Origin of the sequence: Streptomyces sp. NPDC086777 (assembly GCF_040702065.1) — a bacterium.
GTDB lineage: Bacteria > Actinomycetota > Actinomycetes > Streptomycetales > Streptomycetaceae > Streptomyces.
In genome coordinates, this window is record NZ_JBFBJI010000003.1 from 250,982 (window position 1) to 271,160 (window position 20,179).

Sequence of the window (20,179 nt, forward strand, 5' to 3'; positions counted from 1 at the left end):
ATGGGCCAACCCCCACGGGTTGGCCCATTCGCTTTAGAGCGGCCGCAGCGCCGGCTCCTTCTGTACGGCCCCCAGAAGCCTGTCGAGCGCCAGCTCCACGTCTTCCTTCCAGGAGAGCGTAGTCCGCAGCTCCAGCCGCAACCGTGGGTGCACGGGGTGCTGCCGAACCGTCTTGAAGCCGACCGCCAGCAGATGATCGGCGGGGAGGAGGCAGGCCGGTTCCTTGTAGCGGGCGTCACCGAATGCCTCGATCGCCTTGAAGTTCCGCCGCAGCAGATCCTTGGCGACCGTCTGCACCATCACGCGTCCGAGCCCCTGCCCCTGATAGCCGGGCATGATGAAGCCGGTCATGAGCTGCACGGCGTCCGATGACACCGGGCTCGTGGGGAACGCTGTGGAGCGCGGGACATACGCGGGGGGAGCGTAGAGCACGAAGCCCACCGGTACGTCGTCGACATAGACCACTCGGCCGCACGATCCCCAGTCGAGCAGGACGGCGGAGATCCAGGATTCCTTCTCCAGCGCGGCTGTACCCGCTCTCACCGCTGCTTCGCAGCTGACGGGGTCCAGTTCCCAGAAGACACACGAGCGACAGCGCTGGGGAAGGTCCTGAAGGTTGTCCAGCGTGAGCGGTACGAGCCGACGCCCCATGAAGGCTGTTCCTCGCTTCCTTCGCCCGCAGCGTCGCGAGCGGCTGTCAGAGCGCTGCGTTCTCTGAGCAGACTGCCGAAGAATCCGACGGTCGCGCCCAGTCCCAGACCCGCGCTCACCAGTCCGGTGCGGCTCATCGATCGCATGGCCCCCGCCTCTCTCAGAGGTGCTGCCAGCTGCCAGGTGGATGCGCCATACCGAACGCATCGTATCCACACAGCGTTTCCATCGATACCGCCAGAGAGCAAAGAGCGGACCGTGTTCCGTTACGTACCGGACATGGTCCGCTCTCTGAGCGACAGGACGCCAACCAGGCGGGGAAACGCCCGGGACGATCAGTCCTCGGGCTCCTCAGGATCCTCGGAAGCCGAGGGATCGCTGTCGTGGAGGCCTTGGTGCAGGACCGGTCCCTCGCCCGGGGCGAGGGTGCCAAGGATCCGCTCAAGGTCCTCCATGGAGGCGAACTCGACGGTGATCTTGCCCTTCTTCTGGCCCAGGTCGACCTTCACCCGCGTCTCGAACCGGTCCGAGAGCCGGGTCGCGAGGTCCGTCAGGGCCGGGGAGACCCGGGTACCGGCCCGCGGTCCCTTGGCACGTGTCGTCGTCTGGGGCCGCGAGCCCATGAGGGTCACGATCTCCTCGACGGCCCGTACCGAGAGGCCCTCGGCGACGATCCGGTGAGCGAGCCGGTCCTGCTCCTCCGAGTCGTCGACGGAGAGCAGCGCCCGGGCGTGCCCGGCCGAGAGGACGCCGGCGGCCACCCGGCGCTGGACCGCCGGGGAGAGCTTCAGCAGACGCAGGGTGTTCGAGACCTGTGGCCGAGAGCGACCGATACGGTCGGCCAGCTGGTCATGCGTGCAGTTGAAGTCCTTCAGCAGCTGGTCGTAGGCAGCGGCCTCTTCCAGCGGGTTCAGCTGAGCACGGTGCAGGTTCTCCAGCAACGCGTCCAGGAGGAGCTTCTCGTCGTCTGTCGCTCGGACGATCGCCGGGATCGCCTCCAGGCCGGCCTCACGGCAAGCCCGCCAGCGCCGCTCGCCCATGATGAGCTCGTAGCGGGAGGGGCCCAGCTGCCGCACGACGACGGGCTGGAGAAGGCCGACCTCCTGGATGGAGGTGACCAGCTCCTGCAGAGCGTCCTCGTCGAAGACCTCACGCGGCTGGCGCGGGTTCGGCGTGATGTCGTCGAGCGGAATCTCCGCGAAGTGGGCACCCATCGGAGGAGCAGGCGTCTCCGCACTTCCTCCGACCCCGAACACCGAGGGCTCCTCGGTGTCATACGAAACAGCTGGCAGCGTCGTCACCTTCGCCGCGGCGACGCCACGGTCGGTCGTCAGCACCGGTGCCGCAGCGGGGGACGGAACTGCCGTTCCCCCCACGGCCGTCTGGGCCGGGGTCTTCTCGGTCGGGGCAGCTGGGATCAGTGCACCGAGACCACGACCCAGCCCCCTCCGTCGCTCGCTCACTGGATCCCCTCCACCATGTTCGGGTTGGTCTGAGCGCCGATATGGGCCTGCGTCGGGTCGTAGTTGACCCCAACGCCCCTCAGCGCGATTTCTCGGGCCGCCTCAAGGTACGAGAGGGCACCGCTCGATCCAGGATCGTAGGTCAGTACCGTCTGCCCGTAGCTCGGCGCCTCGGAGATACGGACCGAGCGGGGAATGCTCGTCCGCAGCACCTCATCGCCGAAGTGGCTGCGCACCTCGTCCGCGACCTGGGAGGCGAGACGCGTCCGGCCGTCGTACATGGTGAGCAGGATGGTCGACACGTGCAGGTTGGGGTTGAGGTGCCCCCGCACCAGGTCGACATTGCGCAGCAGCTGTCCGAGGCCCTCCAGCGCGTAGTACTCGCACTGGATCGGGATGAGCACCTCCGCGCCCGCGACGAGCGCGTTGACCGTCAGCAGGCCGAGCGAGGGCGGGCAGTCGATGAGGATGTAGTCCAGCGGCTGCTCGTACGCCTGAATCGCCCGCTGGAGCCGGCTCTCCCGCGCCACCAGGGACACCAGCTCGATCTCCGCACCGGCGAGATCGATCGTGGCCGGGGCACAGAAGAGACCTTCGACGTCCACCACCGGCTGGACGACCTCGGCCAGTGGCTTGCTCTCGACCAACACGTCGTAGATGGACGGAACTTCGGCGTGATGGTCGATCCCCAGCGCAGTGGACGCATTGCCCTGTGGGTCGAGGTCGATCACCAGGACGCGGCCGCCGTGCAGGGCCAGGGACGCGGCAAGGTTGACGGTGGTCGTCGTCTTGCCTACGCCGCCCTTCTGGTTGGCGACCACGATGACTCTGGTCTGCTCCGGACGTGGCAGTCCTTCGCCGGCGCGGCCCAGAGCCTCCACCGCGAGTTGGGCAGCACGACCGATGGGAGTGTCGTCCATCGGAGGCGGTGTTTCACGTGAAACATCCGCCCCCATCGACTCGGTACGGGGACCGGGGACCGGATCGGTCATCGGTCCCGCGATGTTGGCGTCGGACCGCAAGGATTCACTCTCCTCGACTTCAGGCTCGCAATGAACAGAGCCTCCCATGTCTTCGGGGTCGTGAACCAGTGAGGCCTGGTGTTCTGTGGAGAAATCCACCTCTGTGGACAACTCCGCGCCCCGCAGGGAGGACGGAGTGTCACCAGAGGCCCCCTCTCTGAGGGATCCTAGGGGCTTTCGGTCGCGCGGTTCGGCCGCGGCGCGGCCCCGGCCGATGATGCCGTGTAGCAGTGAGCGACGTTTCACGTGAAACACGATGCACAGCGAGCAGTACCGAAAAGCCGCGACACTCCGTCATGCGTAGGTTTGGCAGCTTGTGTGGAGTACGTCTGGTCGTCAGGACGGATCAGCGGCGCCTACGCGTCCTCCCCGTACGAGCCGCCTTCGCCCGCTTGGCCGCGAAGCGCACGCCACCCGGGCTCTCCCCGACCTCCACACGGACGACGGTCGACAACGGATCCACCACGCCCTCACCCACATGCAGGATGGACGTGGAGACCGCGCCGAGCTTGGTCAGCGCGGTGGCGGCGGCCTTCAGCTCCTCCTCCGCCGTGTCCCCCTTGAGGGCGAGCATCTCACCGTAGGGCCGCAACAGCGGGACGCCCCAGGTGGCCAGGCGGTCCAGTGGGGCCACGGCGCGGGCCGTCACCACGTGTACCGGAGGCAGCTTGCCCATGACCTCCTCGGCGCGGCCACGCACCACGGTGACATGGTCCAGGCCGAGCAGCTCAACGACCTCGGTCAGGAAGTTGGTCCGGCGCAGCAGCGGTTCCAACAGGGTGATGTTGAGGTCCTCCCGGACCAGCGCCAGCGGAATGCCCGGCAGACCGGCTCCGGAACCCACGTCGCACACCGTCACCCCCTCGGGGACGGCCTCGGAGAGCACCGCGCAGTTCAGCAGGTGCCGTTCCCACAGACGGGGCACTTCCCGTGGGCCGATCAGACCACGCTGCACGCCTGCCTCGGCGAGCAGCTCCGCGTAGCGGACCGCATCGGCGAAGCGCTCGCCGAACACTTCCCGCGCCTGTTCGGGCGCCGGGGGGAGCTCTGCAGCCTCCGTCACGGGGACCGTCCTTCCGTACCGCGCCGGTGCTCCGCGCACCGGCCATCAGAACTACCAGGCTGACAAAGTTCGGCCCCGCCTGCTCAACAGACGGGGCCGGTCATGCGGGGGACCGCTCAGGCGGGCAGTACGACGACGAACCGCTGCGGCTCCTCGCCCTCCGACTCGCTGCGCAGCCCGGCGGTCTTCACCGCGTCGTGCACGACCTTGCGCTCGAACGGGGTCATCGGCTTGAGCTTCACGGGCTCGCCGGTGCTCCTCACCTCGGCGGCGGCCTTGGCGCCCAGCTCGGAGAGCTCGGCGCGCTTCTTGGCGCGGTAGCCAGCGATGTCGAGCATCAGCCGACTGCGGTCACCGGTCTCCCGGTGCACGGCCAGGCGGGTCAGCTCCTGGAGCGCCTCCAGCACCTCGCCGTCGCGGCCGACCAGCTTCTGCAGGTCGCGACCGCCCGAGTCGCTGATGATCGACACGGAGGCGCGGTCTGCCTCGACATCCATGTCGATGTCGCCGTCGAGGTCGGCGATGTCCAGCAGACCTTCGAGATAGTCCGCCGCGATCTCGCCCTCCTGCTCCAGGCGGGTCAGGGTGTCTGCACCCTCGGCAGCGGCGGAGGTGGTGCCTTCCGTCACGGGATGGGCTCCTTCTTACTTCTTGGACGGGGACTTGGGGCGCTGCGGACCGCCCTTGCGCTGGCCGGACTGGGCCCTGCTGCGGCCGTTGGAGCCGCTCTTCGGGGCCTGCTGGGTGGCCGGCTTGGCGTCCTGCGGCTTGGCGTCCTGCGGCTCGTCGGACTTCTCCAGCGAGGTCGTCTTGCCCTCCGAAGCCGACGGGTCCGGGGAATCCGACACGTCCGAGGAAGCCGAGGTGGAGTCACCGCCCGCCTTCACCGCGCCGGACTGCCGCTGGGCCTTGGTCTGGCGCTTGGGCTGCTGGCGCCTGGCGGCGCCGGTGGTCGTGACGCCGTCCTCGGTCTGCGCGACGGCCTGGGCCTCGCCCTTCATCACGGTGCCGTCGGCCTGGGCCACGAGGCCGGCCTTGGTCAGCGCGTTGATGAACGAGCGCTCGAACTCGTTGCGGTCCCGGCCCTTGGCGACGATCGCCTTGACGATGGTCTTCTCGCTGCGCCGACGGGTCTTGCCGTGGTGCGTGACGTGCTTGGTGAGGCGCTCCAGGTAGGCGGCCTGAGCCTTGGAACCCGGGGTCGGGTTGTTGCGGATGACGTACATCTGCTGGCCCATGGTCCACACGTTGGTGGTCAGCCAGTAGACGAGGACACCGACCGGGAAGTTGATACCGAAGACGGCGAACATGACCGGGAAGACGTACATCAGCATCTTCTGCTGCTGCATGAACGGCGTCTTCACCGTGGTGTCGACGTTCTTCGTCATCAGCTGGCGCTGCGTGTAGAACTGCGACGCCGACATCAGGACGATCATGACCGCGGTGACGACCCGGACGTCCGTGAGGGAGGCACCGAGCGCCTCCACCTTCGAGGAACCGTCCGTGAACTTCGCGGCGAGCGGTGCCCCGACGATGTGGGCCTTACGGGCGCTGGCGAGCAGCGACTCGTTGATAACGCCGATCGTCGAGCCCGTCGCGATGCCGTTGAGCACGTGGTACAGGGCGAAGAAGAACGGGGACTGCGCCAGGATGGGAAGGCACGAGGAGAGCGGGTTGGTACCCGACTCCTTGTACAGCTTCATCATCTCTTCGGACTGGCGCTGCTTGTCGTTCTTGTAGCGCTCCTGGATCTTCTTCATCTCGGGCTGCAGCGTCTGCATGGCCCGGGTCGCCTTGATCTGCTTCACGAAGAGCGGGATCAGGCAGATGCGGATCAGGATCACGAGGGACACGATGGACAAGCCCCAGGCCCAGCCCGTGTCGGGACCGAAGATCTTCCCGTAGACCGCGTGGAACTGGACGATGACCCATGAGACGGGTGTCGTGATGAAGCTGAACAGACTGGCAATCGTGTCCACTAATCATGCTCCTTGGGCATGGGACGAAGTCTCTGCGGCCGGGCTCGAAGGAAGCCCGGAGGGAGGCTTCTCCTCGGTGGCCGGTTCGGCGGCGGAGGGCCCGCCCCTGCGTGCACGCCAGGCGTCACGCAGCATTTCGTGCCACCGCGGGCGCTTGCGCGGCGGAACATGGTCCACACCACCGAGCGACCACGGATTGCACCGCAGGATGCGCCAGGCCGTGAGTGCCGTGCCCTTGATCGCACCGTGCCGGTCGATGGCCGTGTAGCCGTAGTGGGAGCACGACGGGTAGTACTTGCACACCGGCCCCAGCAGCGGACTGATCGTCCACTGGTACAGCTTGATCAGAGCCAGCAGCGGGTACTTCATCGCGCGCCCCCTCCCAGCAGCCGCTCGATGGCGGCATCCAGGTCTCGGGCCAGCTGTGCATGGTCGGCGTCGCCCGCTCCGGGCAGCGCTCGTACGACTACCAGGCTACCGGGGGGGAACAGGGCGACTCGCTCACGCATCAGATGGCGCAGTCTGCGCTTCACTGTGTTGCGCACAACGGCACCACCCACGGCCTTGCTCACGACGAAACCCGCACGCGTCGGGGGAGCGCTCTCCCCAGGCGCGTGCGGGTCCGTGGCACCGCTACGAAGGTGGACGACGAGGGTCGGGCGACCTGCCCGGCGGCCCCGTCGTACCGCGGTCGCGAAGTCCTCGCGCCGCCTCAGCCGATGCTCGGTAGGCAGCACGACGTCATGACCTGATCGGGATCAGGCGGACAGGCTGGCGCGACCCTTGGCACGACGGTTCGCGAGAATCGCGCGGCCGGCACGGGTGCGCATCCGCAGGCGGAAGCCGTGGGTCTTCGCGCGACGACGGTTGTTCGGCTGGAAGGTGCGCTTGCTCACTCGGGGGCTCCAGAAATCAAATCGGGTGTGGCGGGTGCCGTCCTGGCTGTCACCGTGCGCCCACGAGTAGCTCGCATCACGCCCGAGTGCACCGCTTCCCGATCACCTTCAGCGATCTGTGCCCATCGGAGGCAGGCGGCAGCAGCCATCGACAACTCGACCTGGTTACGGTACGCGGGGCTACGCCATTCGGTCAAACCAGCAGTGACCAAGAGACACTATCCACAGGCTGGGGACAACAACTTGAACCGCACCCGCCACGCTGACTACCGTGGCTGAACTCCGATTCGTTCCTTTATCCCCGCCCGACCCGATATTCATCCCGACCCGTCCTCGAACCACACGTTCGTGGGACCTGTGAGAGAGCGTGCCCTGTGGCTGACGTACCTGCCGATCTTGCCGCAGTGTGGCCACGAGTACTGGAGCAGCTCCTCGGTGAGGGCCGCGGTCAGGGTGTGGAGGCGAAGGACGAGCACTGGATCAGGCGCTGCCAGCCGCTCGCGCTGGTCGCGGACACCGCTCTCCTCGCCGTACCGAACGAATTCGCGAAGAACGTACTGGAGGGCCGTCTCGCCCCGATCGTCAGCGAGACCCTGAGCCGCGAGTGCGGGCGCCCGATCCGTATCGCGATCACCGTGGACGAGTCCGCGGGCGAGCCCCCGGCCCCGCCGGCGCCCCCGGTGCAGAAGCAGCGCTACGACGAGCCCGAGCCCCCGTCGTCGCAGTACGACGGCGGGTACGGCCGGCACCGCGCCGAACAGCTGCCGGACCAGGGCGGCCGTGACCAGCTGCCCACCGCCCGCCCCGCCTACCCCTCCGAGTACCAGCGCCCCGAGCCGGGCGCCTGGCCGCGCCCCGGGCAGGACGAGTACAGCTGGCAGCAGCCGCGGCTGGGCTTCCCGGAGCGCGACCCGTATGCCTCGCCGTCCCAGGACGGGTACCGCCCGGACGGCTACGGCGGCCAGGACCCGTACGCCAAGGAGTACCGCCCGCAGCAGCCGGTGGACCGCCCCCCGTACGAGCAGCAGCGCGCGGAGTACGAACCGCCGCGCCCCGACTACGACCGCCCCGACTACGACCGCTCGGACTACGAGCGGCCCTCCCATGACCGCTCCGAGTACGAGCGGTCCTCCCACGACCGGTCCGACTACGACCGGGACTCCGGGCGCCGTGAGCTGCCCGAGCCCTCGGGCGGGCCGGGTCAGGGGCATCGCGGCGGTCCCGGACGGCCGGACCTCCCGAACATGCCGAGTGCCGGCGGGCCCGGGCCGCTGGGCTCGAAGCCGACGCCGGCCGGCGGCCCCGCCGAGCCGACCGCACGCCTGAACCCGAAGTACCTCTTCGACACGTTCGTCATCGGCGCGTCCAACCGCTTCGCGCACGCGGCCGCGGTCGCCGTCGCCGAGGCGCCCGCGAAGGCGTACAACCCCCTCTTCATCTACGGGGAGTCGGGACTCGGCAAGACGCACCTGCTGCACGCGATCGGGCACTACGCGCGGAGCCTCTACCCGGGCACGCGCGTGCGCTACGTGAGCTCGGAGGAGTTCACCAACGAGTTCATCAACTCGATCCGCGACGGCAAGGGCGACAGCTTCCGCAAGCGGTACCGCGAGATGGACATCCTGCTCGTCGACGACATCCAGTTCCTCGCGGACAAGGAGTCGACGCAGGAGGAGTTCTTCCACACCTTCAACACGCTCCACAACGCGAACAAGCAGATCGTGCTCTCCAGCGACCGGCCGCCCAAGCAGCTGGTCACGCTGGAGGACCGGCTGCGGAACCGGTTCGAGTGGGGCCTGATCACCGACGTCCAGCCGCCGGAACTGGAGACGCGGATCGCGATCCTCCGCAAGAAGGCGGTGCAGGAGCAGCTGAACGCTCCGCCGGAGGTGCTGGAGTTCATCGCCTCCCGCATCTCGCGCAACATCCGTGAGCTGGAGGGCGCGCTGATCCGGGTGACCGCGTTCGCGTCGCTCAACCGGCAGCCGGTCGATCTCGGGCTGACCGAGATCGTGCTGAAGGACCTGATCCCCGGGGGGCAGGACTCCACGCCGGAGATCAGCGCGACGGCGATCATGGCGGCGACCGCGGACTACTTCGGGCTCACCGTCGAGGACCTGTGCGGGAGCTCGCGCGGGCGGCAGCTGGTCACGGCGCGGCAGATCGCCATGTACCTGTGCCGGGAGCTGACGGATCTGTCGCTGCCGAAGATCGGGGCGCAGTTCGGGAACCGGGACCACACGACCGTGATGCACGCAGACCGGAAGATCCGGGCGTTGATGGCGGAGCGGCGGTCGATCTACAACCAGGTCACCGAGCTGACCAACCGCATCAAGAACGGCTAGTTCCACGGCGTTCAGGGCGCCCTCGGGAGAGATCCCGGGGCGCCTTTTCGCGTCCTGGGGCGGCTCAGGAGGTGGTCTGCCGCGGGCCCGGTGGGGGCTTGTCGCGCCGTTCCCCGCGCTCCTGACGGGGCGCGTGCCCTGCACGGGGCCGCAAACAATCGCCCGCCGCTGTTCGATTACCGGCCTGGTTACGGGCGTCCTCCACAGATTTGCCGACTTTCTTGCGTCCACACCCTGGGGACTGTGAAGTTGTCCCGAACGTCGTCCACAGGCTGGGGGTCGAAACCGCATCAGGGCAGCTCAGGTGGCTGTGGAATCGTGGACAACGGATCTCCACAGACTGTGGACGAAGAAGAGATCCACAGGCTGTGCACGAAGTTGTCCACCGGTCGCCCACAGGGTGAGGGGCTGTTGTCCCCAGCGATCCCCGGCTTCTCCACACCGCTGTCCACTGTTCGGCAACGTGACGCGCCTGCTCACCGGGTCGAGTGAAAGGCGTCACACAAAGGTGCCGGGTTGGCCTGTGGGAAAGGTGGGTAAAGCTGGGGACGGCGTTGGGGAGAAGTACCCCCGGGCTGTGCATGGCGTGTGCAGAACTTTCTGTTCTCCACAGCGGCACCCAGTTTTCCACCGGGCCCACCCACAGGGGCAGTGGACAAAATCTCGGCCCTGAGCTGGGCAAACGAGGTTATCCACGGTATCCACAGCCCCTACTACTACTGACAACTAGAGAGAGCTGGGAATCCGTTTCGAAGAGGGCCCTGTGCACAACTCGCTCTCCGGCCCCTGACCGCGTCTCGTCACGACTTGACCCCGAGAGGCACCAGCTGTCAGTGCGGTGCGTCAGACTGGTCCCCGGTGTTCTTCCCCTCCCCGGGGCCGACGACACCGGGACAGACGACGAAGGCGCAGCAGGGCGAGAAGCCCCGGCGACAGCAGGAGGCGGGCTTACGGTGAAGATCCGGGTGGAACGCGACGTACTCGCGGAGGCAGTGGCGTGGGCGGCACGCAGCCTCCCGGCCCGTCCGCCGGCGCCGGTCCTCGCCGGCCTGCTGCTCAAGGCCGAGGACGGCCAGCTGAGCCTGTCCAGCTTCGACTACGAGGTCTCCGCGCGGGTCAGCGTCGAGACCGAGGTCGAGGAGGAGGGCACGGTCCTCGTCTCCGGCCGGCTGCTCGCCGACATCTGCCGCGCGCTCCCCAACCGTCCGGTGGAGATCTCCACAGACGGTGTACGGGCCACGGTGGTCTGTGGATCGTCCCGGTTCACGCTGCACACGCTGCCGGTGGAGGAGTACCCCTCCCTGCCGCAGATGCCGAACGCGACGGGCACGGTCCCCGGCGAGGTCTTCGCCTCCGCGGTCTCCCAGGTGGCCATCGCCGCCGGACGTGACGACACGCTGCCGGTGCTCACCGGTGTGCGCATCGAGATCGAGGGCGACACGGTCACCCTGGCCTCCACCGACCGCTACCGCTTCGCCGTCCGCGAGTTCCTGTGGAAGCCGGAGAACCCGGAGGCCTCCGCGGTCGCCCTGGTGCCCGCCAAGACGCTCCTGGACACCGCCAAGGCCCTCACGAGCGGCGACAGCGTCATCCTGGCGCTCTCCGGCTCGGGCGCGGGCGAGGGGCTGATCGGTTTCGAGGGCGCCGGCCGCCGTACGACCACGCGGCTGCTCGAGGGCGACCTGCCGAAGTACCGCACGCTGTTCCCGACCGAGTTCAACTCCGTCGCCGTGATCGAGACCGCCCCCTTCGTGGAGGCCGTCAAGCGCGTCGCCCTGGTCGCCGAGCGGAACACCCCGGTGCGGCTCAGCTTCGAGCAGGGCGTGCTGATCCTGGAGGCCGGTTCCAGCGACGACGCACAGGCTGTGGAAAGGGTCGACGCGCAGCTGGAGGGCGACGACATCTCGATCGCCTTCAACCCGACGTTCCTGCTGGACGGCCTGAGCGCGATCGACTCGCCGGTGGCCCAGCTCTCCTTCACGACCTCCACGAAGCCCGCCCTGCTCAGCGGCAAGCCCGCCGTGGACGCCGAGGCGGACGAGGCGTACAAGTACCTGATCATGCCGGTGCGGCTCAGCGGCTGAGTTGTCCACAGCTGTGCACGGTGTCGGGCGCCCCCTGTGGGCACCCGGCACCGGGAATCGGTGGGTTTCCCCAGGTGAGCGGCTATGCCCACAACTGTGCGCAAAGGGCCGGGATTAGGCTCGGACGCGGGCACGAACGTGCCTCTCCTGCCACACCGCAACCTAAGGAACCAACTGATGGAGCTCGGTCTCGTCGGCCTCGGCAAGATGGGCGGCAACATGCGCGAGCGGATCCGCCGCGCGGGCCACACCGTCGTCGGATACGACCGCAACCCGGACCTCGCCGACGTCCACAGCCTGGAAGAGCTTGTGGGCAAGCTCAGCGGGCCGCGCGTGGTGTGGGTGATGGTCCCGGCCGGGGCCCCGACCCAGTCCACGATCGACGAGCTGGCCGAGCTCCTGGAGCCCGGTGACGTGGTCGTCGACGGCGGCAACTCCCGCTGGACGGACGACGAGAGGCACGCCGAGGAGCTGGCCGCCAAGGGCATCGGGTTCGTCGACTGCGGAGTCTCCGGCGGTGTCTGGGGCCTGGAGAACGGCTACGCCCTGATGTACGGCGGCGACGCCGAGCACGTCGAGAAGGTCCGGCCGGTCTTCGACGCGCTCAAGCCCGAGGGTGACTTCGGTTCGGTGCACGCCGGCAAGGTCGGCGCGGGCCACTTCGCGAAGATGGTCCACAACGGCATCGAGTACGCGATGATGCAGGCCTACGCCGAGGGCTGGGAGCTCCTGGAGAAGGTCGACTCCGTCACGGACGTGCGCGAGGTCTTCCGCTCCTGGCAGGAAGGGACGGTCATCCGTTCCTGGCTGCTCGACCTCGCGGTGAACGCCCTCGACGAGGACGAGCACCTGGACAGGCTGAAGGGTTATGCACAGGACTCCGGCGAGGGCCGGTGGACTGTGGAGGCCGCCATAGACAACGCGGTGCCGCTGCCCGCGATCACGGCCTCGCTGTTCGCGCGGTTCGCCTCCCGGCAGGACGACTCGCCGCAGATGAAGATGATCGCCGCGCTGCGCAACCAGTTCGGCGGCCACGCCGTAGAGGCGAAGTAGCACCGGAGCAGCACCGACAAGCAGTACCGAGCAGAGAACGAAGCAGCAGGTCACGGGGAGGTCGGCGAGAACCATGCACGTCACGCATCTGTCGCTGGCCGACTTCCGCTCCTATGCCCGGGTCGAGGTCCCGCTCGACCCGGGCGTCACCGCCTTCGTCGGCCCCAACGGCCAGGGCAAGACCAACCTCGTCGAGGCCGTCGGCTATCTCGCCACCCTCGGCAGCCACCGGGTCGCCTCCGACGCTCCCCTGGTCCGCATGGGCGCCGACCGGGCGATCATCCGGGCGCAGGTCCGGCAGGGCGACCGGCAGCAGCTGGTCGAGCTGGAGCTCAACCCCGGCAAGGCCAACCGGGCCCGCATCAACAGGTCCTCGCAGGTCAGGCCGCGTGACGTGCTGGGGATCGTACGGACCGTGCTGTTCGCGCCCGAGGACCTCGCGCTGGTGAAGGGCGATCCCGGGGAGCGGCGCCGCTTCCTGGACGAGCTGATCACCGCGCGGTCGCCGCGGATGGCCGGCGTGCGGTCCGACTACGAGCGGGTGCTCAAGCAGCGGAACACCCTGCTGAAGACCGCCGCCCTCGCCCGGCGGCACGGCGGCCGCTCCATGGACCTCTCCACGCTCGACGTGTGGGACCAGCACCTGGCGCGGGCCGGTGCCGAGCTGCTCGCCCAGCGGCTCGACCTGGTCGCCGCGATCCAGCCCCTCGCGGACAAGGCGTACGAGCAGCTCGCGCCGGGCGGCGGTCCGGTCGCGCTGGAGTACAGGCCGTCGGCGCCCGGCGAGGCGCACACGCGCGAGGACCTGTACGGCCAGCTGATGGCGGCGCTGGCGGACGCCCGCAAGCAGGAGATCGAGCGGGGCGTGACCCTGGTCGGCCCGCACCGCGACGACCTGGTCCTCAAGCTGGGGCAGCTGCCCGCCAAGGGCTACGCCTCGCACGGCGAGTCCTGGTCGTACGCGCTGGCGCTGCGCCTCGCGTCGTACGACCTGCTGTGTGCCGAGGGGAACGAGCCGGTGCTGGTGCTCGACGACGTGTTCGCCGAGCTGGACGCACGGCGCCGGGAGCGGCTGGCGGAGCTGGTCGCGCCCGGCGAGCAGGTACTGGTCACCGCCGCCGTGGACGACGACGTACCGCACGTCCTCGCCGGCCGGCGGTACGCGGTGGCCGACGGGACGGTGGAGCGGGCATGAGCACCGAAGGACCCGCGCCCAAGGAGGAACCCTCCGGTGTCGACCTCGCGCGCGTGGCGCTCAGGGCGGCCAAGGAGGCGGCACGCGCGCGTGGCGACGCGGCACAGCAGAAGAAGCAGGCGCGGCGCGGTGGCCTGCGCTCCGGCGCGCGCGCCGACGGCCGCGACCCCATGGCACTGGGTTCCGCGATCAACCGGCTGATCACCGAGCGCGGCTGGGAGACACCGGCCGCGGTGGGCGGGGTGATGGGCCGCTGGCCCGAGATCGTCGGCGAGGACCTGGCCAAGCACTGCGTGCCGCAGCGCTACGACGAGGACGAGCGGGTGCTGGTCGTCCAGTGCGACTCCACCGCCTGGGCGACCCAGCTGCGGCACCTCGCGCCCGCACTGGTCGCCCGTCTGAACGAGGACCTGGGGCACGGCACCGTGCGCCTGATCAAGGTGCTCAATCCCGGCGGTCCCGCCCGGCGCTACGGGCCGCTGCGCGCCCCCGGGAGCACGGGTCCCGGGGACACCTACGGGTGACTTACGTCACGATCGCAGCCGGGTGCAGAGCCGTTCCACGGCCGGCCCGGCTGCTCGGCGTACGACCGCACGCGGTTGCGAATCGCGACCTGACGCCGGAGTAGCCAAGGGTTGACAGCCGGAAGCGCTGAGTGCCTCCGTGAGCCTCTTGGAGCCCCCATCCGCATATCGGGAGTCGGCACAGGCCGGTTCAGGGCGGCACATGCGGACTCAGGTACCGGCAAACCCCCATCACTGTCGGCGCTACCGGTAGACTGGAAGACAATCCCGCCCCGAACGTGGGGACCGTCCGGGAAAAGCTGAGCAACGCTGATCAAGGCTTACCAACGCAACATGCCGCAGCCGCTCCGGCAACCCGCCGACGAGCCCGGCTCGTGCTGTGCCAGAAAGGGCGCTTCGTGGCCGATTCCGGCAACCCCAACGAGAACATCCCGTCCACCGACGCCGGCGCGCACGCTGAGGCCGCCGGTTCTGGCGCCGTCCCCGCTTCGTACGACGCCAGTGCCATCACCGTGCTCGAAGGGCTGGACGCGGTCCGCAAGCGACCCGGTATGTACATCGGCTCGACCGGCGAGCGCGGCCTGCACCACCTGGTGTACGAGGTTGTGGACAACTCCGTCGACGAGGCCCTGGCCGGTTACGCGGACACCATCGACGTGACGGTCCTGGCCGACGGCGGCGTGCGCGTCGTCGACAACGGCCGTGGCATCCCGGTCGGCATCGTGGCGTCCGAGGGCAAGCCGGCCGTCGAGGTCGTGCTGACCGTGCTGCACGCGGGCGGCAAGTTCGGCGGCGGCGGCTACGCCGTCTCCGGTGGTCTGCACGGCGTGGGTGTGTCCGTCGTGAACGCACTGTCGAGCAGGGTGTCCGTCGAGATCAGGACCGACGGCCACCGCTGGACGCAGGACTACAAGCTGGGCGTTCCCACCGCTCCGCTGGTCCAGCACGAGGAGACCGGCGAGACCGGCACCTCGGTCACGTTCTGGGCCGACCCGGACATCTTCGAGACCACCGAGTACTCCTTCGAGACGCTGTCGCGGCGTTTCCAGGAGATGGCGTTCCTCAACAAGGGCCTGACGATCAGGCTCACCGACGAGCGCGAGTCGGCGAAGGCCGTCGCCGGTGCCGACGAGGCGGGTGCGGACGAGAAGGCCGAGGTCAAGACCGTCACGTACCACTACGAGGGCGGCATCGTCGACTTCGTGAAGTACCTGAACTCCCGCAAGGGAGAGGTGGTGCACCCCACGGTCATCGACCTGGAGGCCGAGGACAAGGACAAGAGCCTGTCCCTCGAGGTCGCCATGCAGTGGAACAGCGGCTACAGCGAGGGCGTCTACTCGTTCGCCAACATCATCCACACGCACGAGGGCGGCACCCACGAGGAGGGCTTCCGCGCGGCGCTGACCTCGCTGATCAACAAGTACGCGCGCGACAAGAAGCTGCTCCGCGAGAAGGACGACAACCTCACTGGTGACGACATCCGCGAGGGTCTGACCGCGATCATCTCGGTCAAGCTGAGCGAGCCGCAGTTCGAGGGCCAGACGAAGACCAAGCTGGGCAACACGGAGGCCAAGACCTTCGTGCAGAAGGCGGTCTACGAGCACCTGAACGACTGGCTGGACCGCAACCCGGTCGAGGCCGCGGACATCATCCGCAAGGGCATCCAGGCGGCCACCGCGCGCGTGGCGGCCCGCAAGGCCCGTGACCTCACCCGGCGCAAGGGGCTGCTGGAGTCGGCGTCCCTGCCGGGCAAGCTCTCCGACTGCCAGTCGAACGACCCCACCAAGTGCGAGATCTTCATCGTCGAGGGTGACTCCGCCGGCGGCTCGGCCAAGTCCGGCCGCAACCCGCAGTACCAGGCGATCCTCCCGATCCGCGGCAAGATCCTCAACGTCGAGAAGGCGCGGATCGACAAGATCCTGCAGAACCAGGAGATCCAGGCGCTGATCTCGGCCTTCGGCACGGGTGTGCACGAGGACTTCGACATCGAGAAGCTCCGCTATCACAAGATCATCCTGATGGCGGACGCCGACGTCGACGGCCAGCACATCAACACCCTGCTGCTGACCTTCCTGTTCCGCTTCATGCGGGACCTGGTGGAGCAGGGGCACGTGTACCTGTCCCGTCCCCCGCTCTACAAGATCAAGTGGGGCCGGGACGAGGTCGAGTACGCCTACTCCGACCGCGAGCGCGACGCCCTCCTGGAGCTCGGCCGGCAGCGCGGCAAGCGGGTCAGGGAGGACTCGATCCAGCGCTTCAAGGGTCTCGGTGAGATGAACGCCGAGGAGCTGCGCGTGACCACCATGGACGTCGACCACCGCGTCCTCGGCCAGGTCACCCTCGACGACGCCGCCCAGGCCGACGACCTGTTCTCGGTCCTGATGGGCGAGGACGTCGAGGCCCGCCGCCAGTTCATCCAGCGCAACGCCAAGGACGTCCGCTTCCTCGACATCTGAGTCGGTCTCAGCTGACCGCACCAGGAAGGATCTTCACCAGCAATGGCCGACGAGAACACTCCTGTCACCCCTGAAGAGGGCGGCGACGTCGTGATGCGCATCGAGCCCGTCGGGCTCGAGACGGAGATGCAGCGCTCGTACCTCGACTACGCGATGTCCGTCATCGTCTCCCGCGCGCTGCCCGACGTCCGGGACGGTCTCAAGCCCGTCCACCGGCGCGTGCTGTACGCGATGTACGACGGCGGATACCGCCCCGAGCGCGGCTTCTACAAGTGCGCCCGTGTCGTCGGTGACGTCATGGGCAACTACCACCCGCACGGCGACTCCTCCATCTACGACGCCCTGGTCCGCCTGGCCCAGCCCTGGTCGATGCGGATGCCGCTCGTCGACTCCAACGGCAACTTCGGTTCCCCGGGCAACGACCCGGCGGCCGCCATGCGGTACACCGAGTGCAAGATGGCGCCGCTGTCGATGGAGATGGTCCGCGACATCGACGAGGAGACCGTCGACTTCACGGACAACTACGACGGCCGCTCCCAGGAGCCGACAGTCCTGCCCGCCCGCTTCCCGAACCTGCTGATCAACGGCTCCGCCGGTATCGCGGTCGGCATGGCGACCAACATCCCGCCGCACAACCTGCGCGAGGTCGCCGCCGGTGCCCAGTGGTGCCTGGAGAACCCGGAGGCCTCGCACGAGGAGCTCCTGGACGCGCTGATCGAGCGGATCAAGGGCCCCGACTTCCCGACCGGCGCCCTGGTCGTCGGCCGCAAGGGCATCGAAGAGGCCTACCGCACGGGCCGCGGCTCGATCACCATGCGCGCGGTCGTCGAGGTCGAGGAGATCCAGAACCGCCAGTGCCTGGTGGTCACGGAGCTGCCCTACCAGGTGAACCCCGACAACCTCGCGCAGAAGATCGCCGACCTGGTGAAGGACGGCAAGGTCGGCGGCATCGCGGACGTCCGGGACGAGACCTCCTCGCGCACCGGTCAGCGCCTCGTCATCGTGCTGAAGCGGGACGCGGTCGCCAAGGTCGTCCTGAACAACCTGTACAAGCACACCGATCTGCAGACCAACTTCGGCGCCAACATGCTGGCCCTCGTGGACGGCGTGCCGCGCACCCTCTCGCTGGACGCGTTCATCCGGCACTGGGTGACGCACCAGATCGAGGTCATCGTCCGCCGGACCCGCTTCCGGCTGCGCAAGGCCGAGGAGCGCGCGCACATCCTGCGCGGCCTGCTCAAGGCGCTGGACGCGATCGACGAGGTCATCGCGCTGATCCGGGCCAGTGACACGGTCGACATCGCGCGCACGGGCCTGATGCGGCTCCTGGAGATCGACGAGATCCAGGCCAACGCCATCCTCGAGATGCAGCTGCGGCGGCTGGCCGCCCTGGAGCGCCAGAAGATCATCCAGGAGCACGACGAGCTCCAGGCGAAGATCACCGAGTACAACGAGATCCTCGCCTCGCCGGTCCGCCAGCGCGGCATCGTCAGCGAGGAGCTGGCCGCGATCGTCGAGAAGTACGGCGACGACCGCAAGACCATGCTGGTGCCCTACGACGGTGACATGTCCATCGAGGACCTGATCGCCGAGGAGGACATCGTGGTCACCGTCTCGCGCGGCGGCTACGTGAAGCGGACCAAGACGGACGACTACCGGGCGCAGAAGCGCGGCGGCAAGGGCGTGCGCGGTACGAAGCTGAAGGAAGACGACATCGTCGACCACTTCTTCGTCTCCACCACCCACCACTGGCTGCTGTTCTTCACGAACAAGGGCCGGGTGTACCGGGCGAAGGCCTACGAGCTGCCGGACGCCGGCCGGGACGCGCGCGGTCAGCACGTGGCGAACCTGCTGGCCTTCCAGCCGGACGAGGCGATCGCCGAGATCCTCGCGATCCGGGACTACGACGCGTCGGACTATCTGGTGCTGGCCACCAAGGCCGGTCTGGTCAAGAAGACGCCTCTGAAGGATTACGATTCGCCTCGCTCCGGCGGTGTCATCGCGATCAACCTGCGGGAGGGCGAGGACGGTTCCGACGACGAACTGATCGGTGCCGAGCTGGTTTCGGCGGACGACGATCTGCTTCTGATCAGCAAGAAGGCACAGTCGATCAGGTTCACCGCCTCCGACGACACTCTGCGACCCATGGGCCGGGCCACCTCCGGTGTCAAGGGCATGAGTTTCCGTGAGGGGGATGAACTTCTGTCGATGAATGTTGTTCGACCCGGTACGTTCGTGTTCACTGCCACCGACGGGGGGTACGCGAAGCGGACCCGTGTCGACGAGTACCGCGTCCAGGGCCGCGGCGGCCTCGGTATCAAGGCCGCCAAGATCGTGGAGGATCGTGGTTCGCTGGTCGGCGCGCTGATCGTCGAGGAGAACGACGAGATCCTCGCCATCACCCTGTCCGGCGGTGTGATTCGCACGCGAGTCAGCGGGGTCAGGGAGACGGGCCGTGACACCATGGGCGTCCAACTGATCAACCTGGGCAAGCGCGATGCCGTCGTGGGTATCGCACGTAACGCCGAGGCCGGCAGCGAGGCGGAGGAAGTCGACGGCGAGGACGCCGTGGACGAGACCGCCGAGGGTGTCGCGACCAGCGGCACGGACGAGGGTGAGGCGCCCTCGGCCGAGTAGGCACGAGGAGTGAGTCATCGTGAGCGGAGCCACGGGCGCCGGATCGGCCGGTACCTCGACGGGTACGGATGCGGACGGCGGCGGCCGTGGCTCCGCCGCGTCCGACGGGGGCGGTGCGCCGCAGCCGGCGGACACGCACACGACCCAGCTGAAGGCGATCAAGGCGCCCGCGAAGGCGTCCACGCCGGACGCACCGGGAGCGCAGGGGGGAACCGTGACCGACACCCGAGGGCCGGCCGCGCCGGGCGACCGACCGGCGCCCGCGCAGCCGCAGCAGCAGGGGGCCTCCCCGCTGCCCGGGGAACGGCGTGCAGAGCAGCCCGCCGGGCCCTACCACCCGCCGCAGGCCTATCCGGCGGGGCAGGCCGCCGAGGCGCCCGCAGCGGGCGTACGACGGCCACGCACGGGCGCCGCCGGGTCGCGCACCGCGCCGCGTACCCGCAAGGCCCGGCTGCGGGTCGCCAAGGCCGACCCCTGGTCGGTGATGAAGGTCAGCTTCCTGCTCTCCATCGCGCTGGGCATCTGCTCGATCGTGGCGGCGGCGGTGCTGTGGATGGTCCTGGACGCGATGGGCGTGTTCTCGACGGTCGGCGGCACGATCTCGGAGGCGACCGGTTCGAACGAGTCGAACGGCTTCGACCTCCAGGCGTTCCTCTCGCTCCCGCACGTCCTGACGTTCACGGCGATCATCGCGGTCATCGACGTCGTCCTCGCGACGGCGCTGGCGACCCTCGGCGCGTTCATCTACAACCTCTCCGCGGGCTTCGTCGGCGGCATCGAGCTGACCTTGGCCGAGGACGAGTAACCGGAC

At 68.6% G+C, this 20,179-nt stretch carries 17 protein-coding genes; 8 read left to right on the forward strand and 9 right to left on the reverse strand.

Annotated elements, in window-relative coordinates:
- Nucleotides 1-33 precede the first annotated feature (33 nt).
- The 9 genes from AB0472_RS06105 to rpmH form a co-directional block, all read right to left on the reverse strand.
- Nucleotides 34-651 (reverse strand): GNAT family N-acetyltransferase, encoded by a 618-nt coding sequence (locus tag AB0472_RS06105; RefSeq protein ID WP_366353796.1) that lies wholly within the window; start codon nt 649-651, stop codon nt 34-36.
- 335 nt (nt 652-986) lie between these two features.
- On the reverse strand, nt 987-2,114 hold the full coding sequence (locus tag AB0472_RS06110) for a ParB/RepB/Spo0J family partition protein (RefSeq protein WP_366353798.1): 1,128 nt from the start codon (nt 2,112-2,114) through the stop codon (nt 987-989).
- Complete coding sequence (locus AB0472_RS06115) at nt 2,111-3,184, reverse strand: ParA family protein (RefSeq protein ID WP_366354063.1); 1,074 nt, start codon at nt 3,182-3,184, stop codon at nt 2,111-2,113. The genes AB0472_RS06110 and AB0472_RS06115 overlap by 4 nt, the downstream gene beginning before the upstream one ends.
- 298 nt (nt 3,185-3,482) lie before the next feature.
- Nucleotides 3,483-4,199 carry a 16S rRNA (guanine(527)-N(7))-methyltransferase RsmG gene (gene rsmG / locus AB0472_RS06120; RefSeq protein WP_366353800.1) on the reverse strand — a complete coding sequence of 239 codons (717 nt, stop codon included), beginning with the start codon at nt 4,197-4,199 and terminating at the stop codon, nt 3,483-3,485.
- Nucleotides 4,200-4,315: 116 nt separating this feature from the next.
- On the reverse strand, nt 4,316-4,828 hold the full coding sequence (locus AB0472_RS06125) for a R3H domain-containing nucleic acid-binding protein (protein WP_366353802.1): 513 nt from the start codon (nt 4,826-4,828) through the stop codon (nt 4,316-4,318).
- A 15-nt stretch (nt 4,829-4,843) separates the two neighbouring features.
- On the reverse strand, nt 4,844-6,178 hold the full coding sequence (yidC, locus tag AB0472_RS06130) for a membrane protein insertase YidC (RefSeq protein ID WP_366353804.1): 1,335 nt from the start codon (nt 6,176-6,178) through the stop codon (nt 4,844-4,846).
- Between the two features lie 3 nt (nt 6,179-6,181).
- Complete coding sequence (gene yidD, locus AB0472_RS06135) at nt 6,182-6,547, reverse strand: membrane protein insertion efficiency factor YidD (protein ID WP_366353805.1); 366 nt, start codon at nt 6,545-6,547, stop codon at nt 6,182-6,184.
- Nucleotides 6,544-6,915: a ribonuclease P protein component gene (rnpA, locus tag AB0472_RS06140; protein ID WP_352355774.1), complete on the reverse strand. Its 372-nt coding sequence runs from the start codon at nt 6,913-6,915 to the stop codon at nt 6,544-6,546. Before rnpA ends, yidD begins: the two co-directional genes overlap by 4 nt.
- 21 nt (nt 6,916-6,936) lie before the next feature.
- Nucleotides 6,937-7,074, reverse strand: coding sequence for a 50S ribosomal protein L34 (gene rpmH / locus AB0472_RS06145; protein WP_015659252.1), 138 nt, complete (start codon nt 7,072-7,074; stop codon nt 6,937-6,939).
- A gap of 374 nt (nt 7,075-7,448) precedes the next feature.
- On the opposite strand from rpmH, the gene dnaA reads away from it, so the two are divergent.
- The 8 genes from dnaA (at nt 7,449) to AB0472_RS06185 (ending at nt 20,173) form a co-directional block, all read left to right on the forward strand.
- Nucleotides 7,449-9,419, forward strand: a complete 1,971-nt coding sequence (dnaA, locus tag AB0472_RS06150) for a chromosomal replication initiator protein DnaA (RefSeq protein WP_366353808.1) — start codon at nt 7,449-7,451, stop codon at nt 9,417-9,419.
- Between the two features lie 953 nt (nt 9,420-10,372).
- Nucleotides 10,373-11,503, forward strand: a complete 1,131-nt coding sequence (gene dnaN / locus AB0472_RS06155; protein WP_189262851.1) for a DNA polymerase III subunit beta — start codon at nt 10,373-10,375, stop codon at nt 11,501-11,503.
- Nucleotides 11,504-11,680: 177 nt separating this feature from the next.
- Complete coding sequence (gnd, locus tag AB0472_RS06160; RefSeq protein ID WP_351956817.1) at nt 11,681-12,556, forward strand: phosphogluconate dehydrogenase (NAD(+)-dependent, decarboxylating); 876 nt, start codon at nt 11,681-11,683, stop codon at nt 12,554-12,556.
- Nucleotides 12,557-12,629: 73 nt separating this feature from the next.
- The gene (gene recF / locus AB0472_RS06165) at nt 12,630-13,751 is read left to right on the forward strand and encodes a DNA replication/repair protein RecF (RefSeq protein WP_366353810.1); all 1,122 of its coding nucleotides are present in this window, start codon (nt 12,630-12,632) and stop codon (nt 13,749-13,751) included.
- Nucleotides 13,748-14,275: a DciA family protein gene (locus tag AB0472_RS06170; protein WP_366353812.1), complete on the forward strand. Its 528-nt coding sequence runs from the start codon at nt 13,748-13,750 to the stop codon at nt 14,273-14,275. Before recF ends, AB0472_RS06170 begins: the two co-directional genes overlap by 4 nt.
- Nucleotides 14,276-14,649: 374 nt before the next feature.
- Nucleotides 14,650-16,731 (forward strand): DNA topoisomerase (ATP-hydrolyzing) subunit B, encoded by a 2,082-nt coding sequence (gene gyrB, locus AB0472_RS06175; protein ID WP_366353813.1) that lies wholly within the window; start codon nt 14,650-14,652, stop codon nt 16,729-16,731.
- 42 nt (nt 16,732-16,773) lie between these two features.
- Nucleotides 16,774-19,368 (forward strand): DNA gyrase subunit A, encoded by a 2,595-nt coding sequence (gene gyrA, locus AB0472_RS06180; protein WP_366353815.1) that lies wholly within the window; start codon nt 16,774-16,776, stop codon nt 19,366-19,368.
- Nucleotides 19,369-19,387: 19 nt separating this feature from the next.
- Nucleotides 19,388-20,173 (forward strand): DUF3566 domain-containing protein, encoded by a 786-nt coding sequence (locus AB0472_RS06185; RefSeq protein WP_366353816.1) that lies wholly within the window; start codon nt 19,388-19,390, stop codon nt 20,171-20,173.
- The last annotated feature ends 6 nt before the right edge of the window (nt 20,174-20,179 follow it).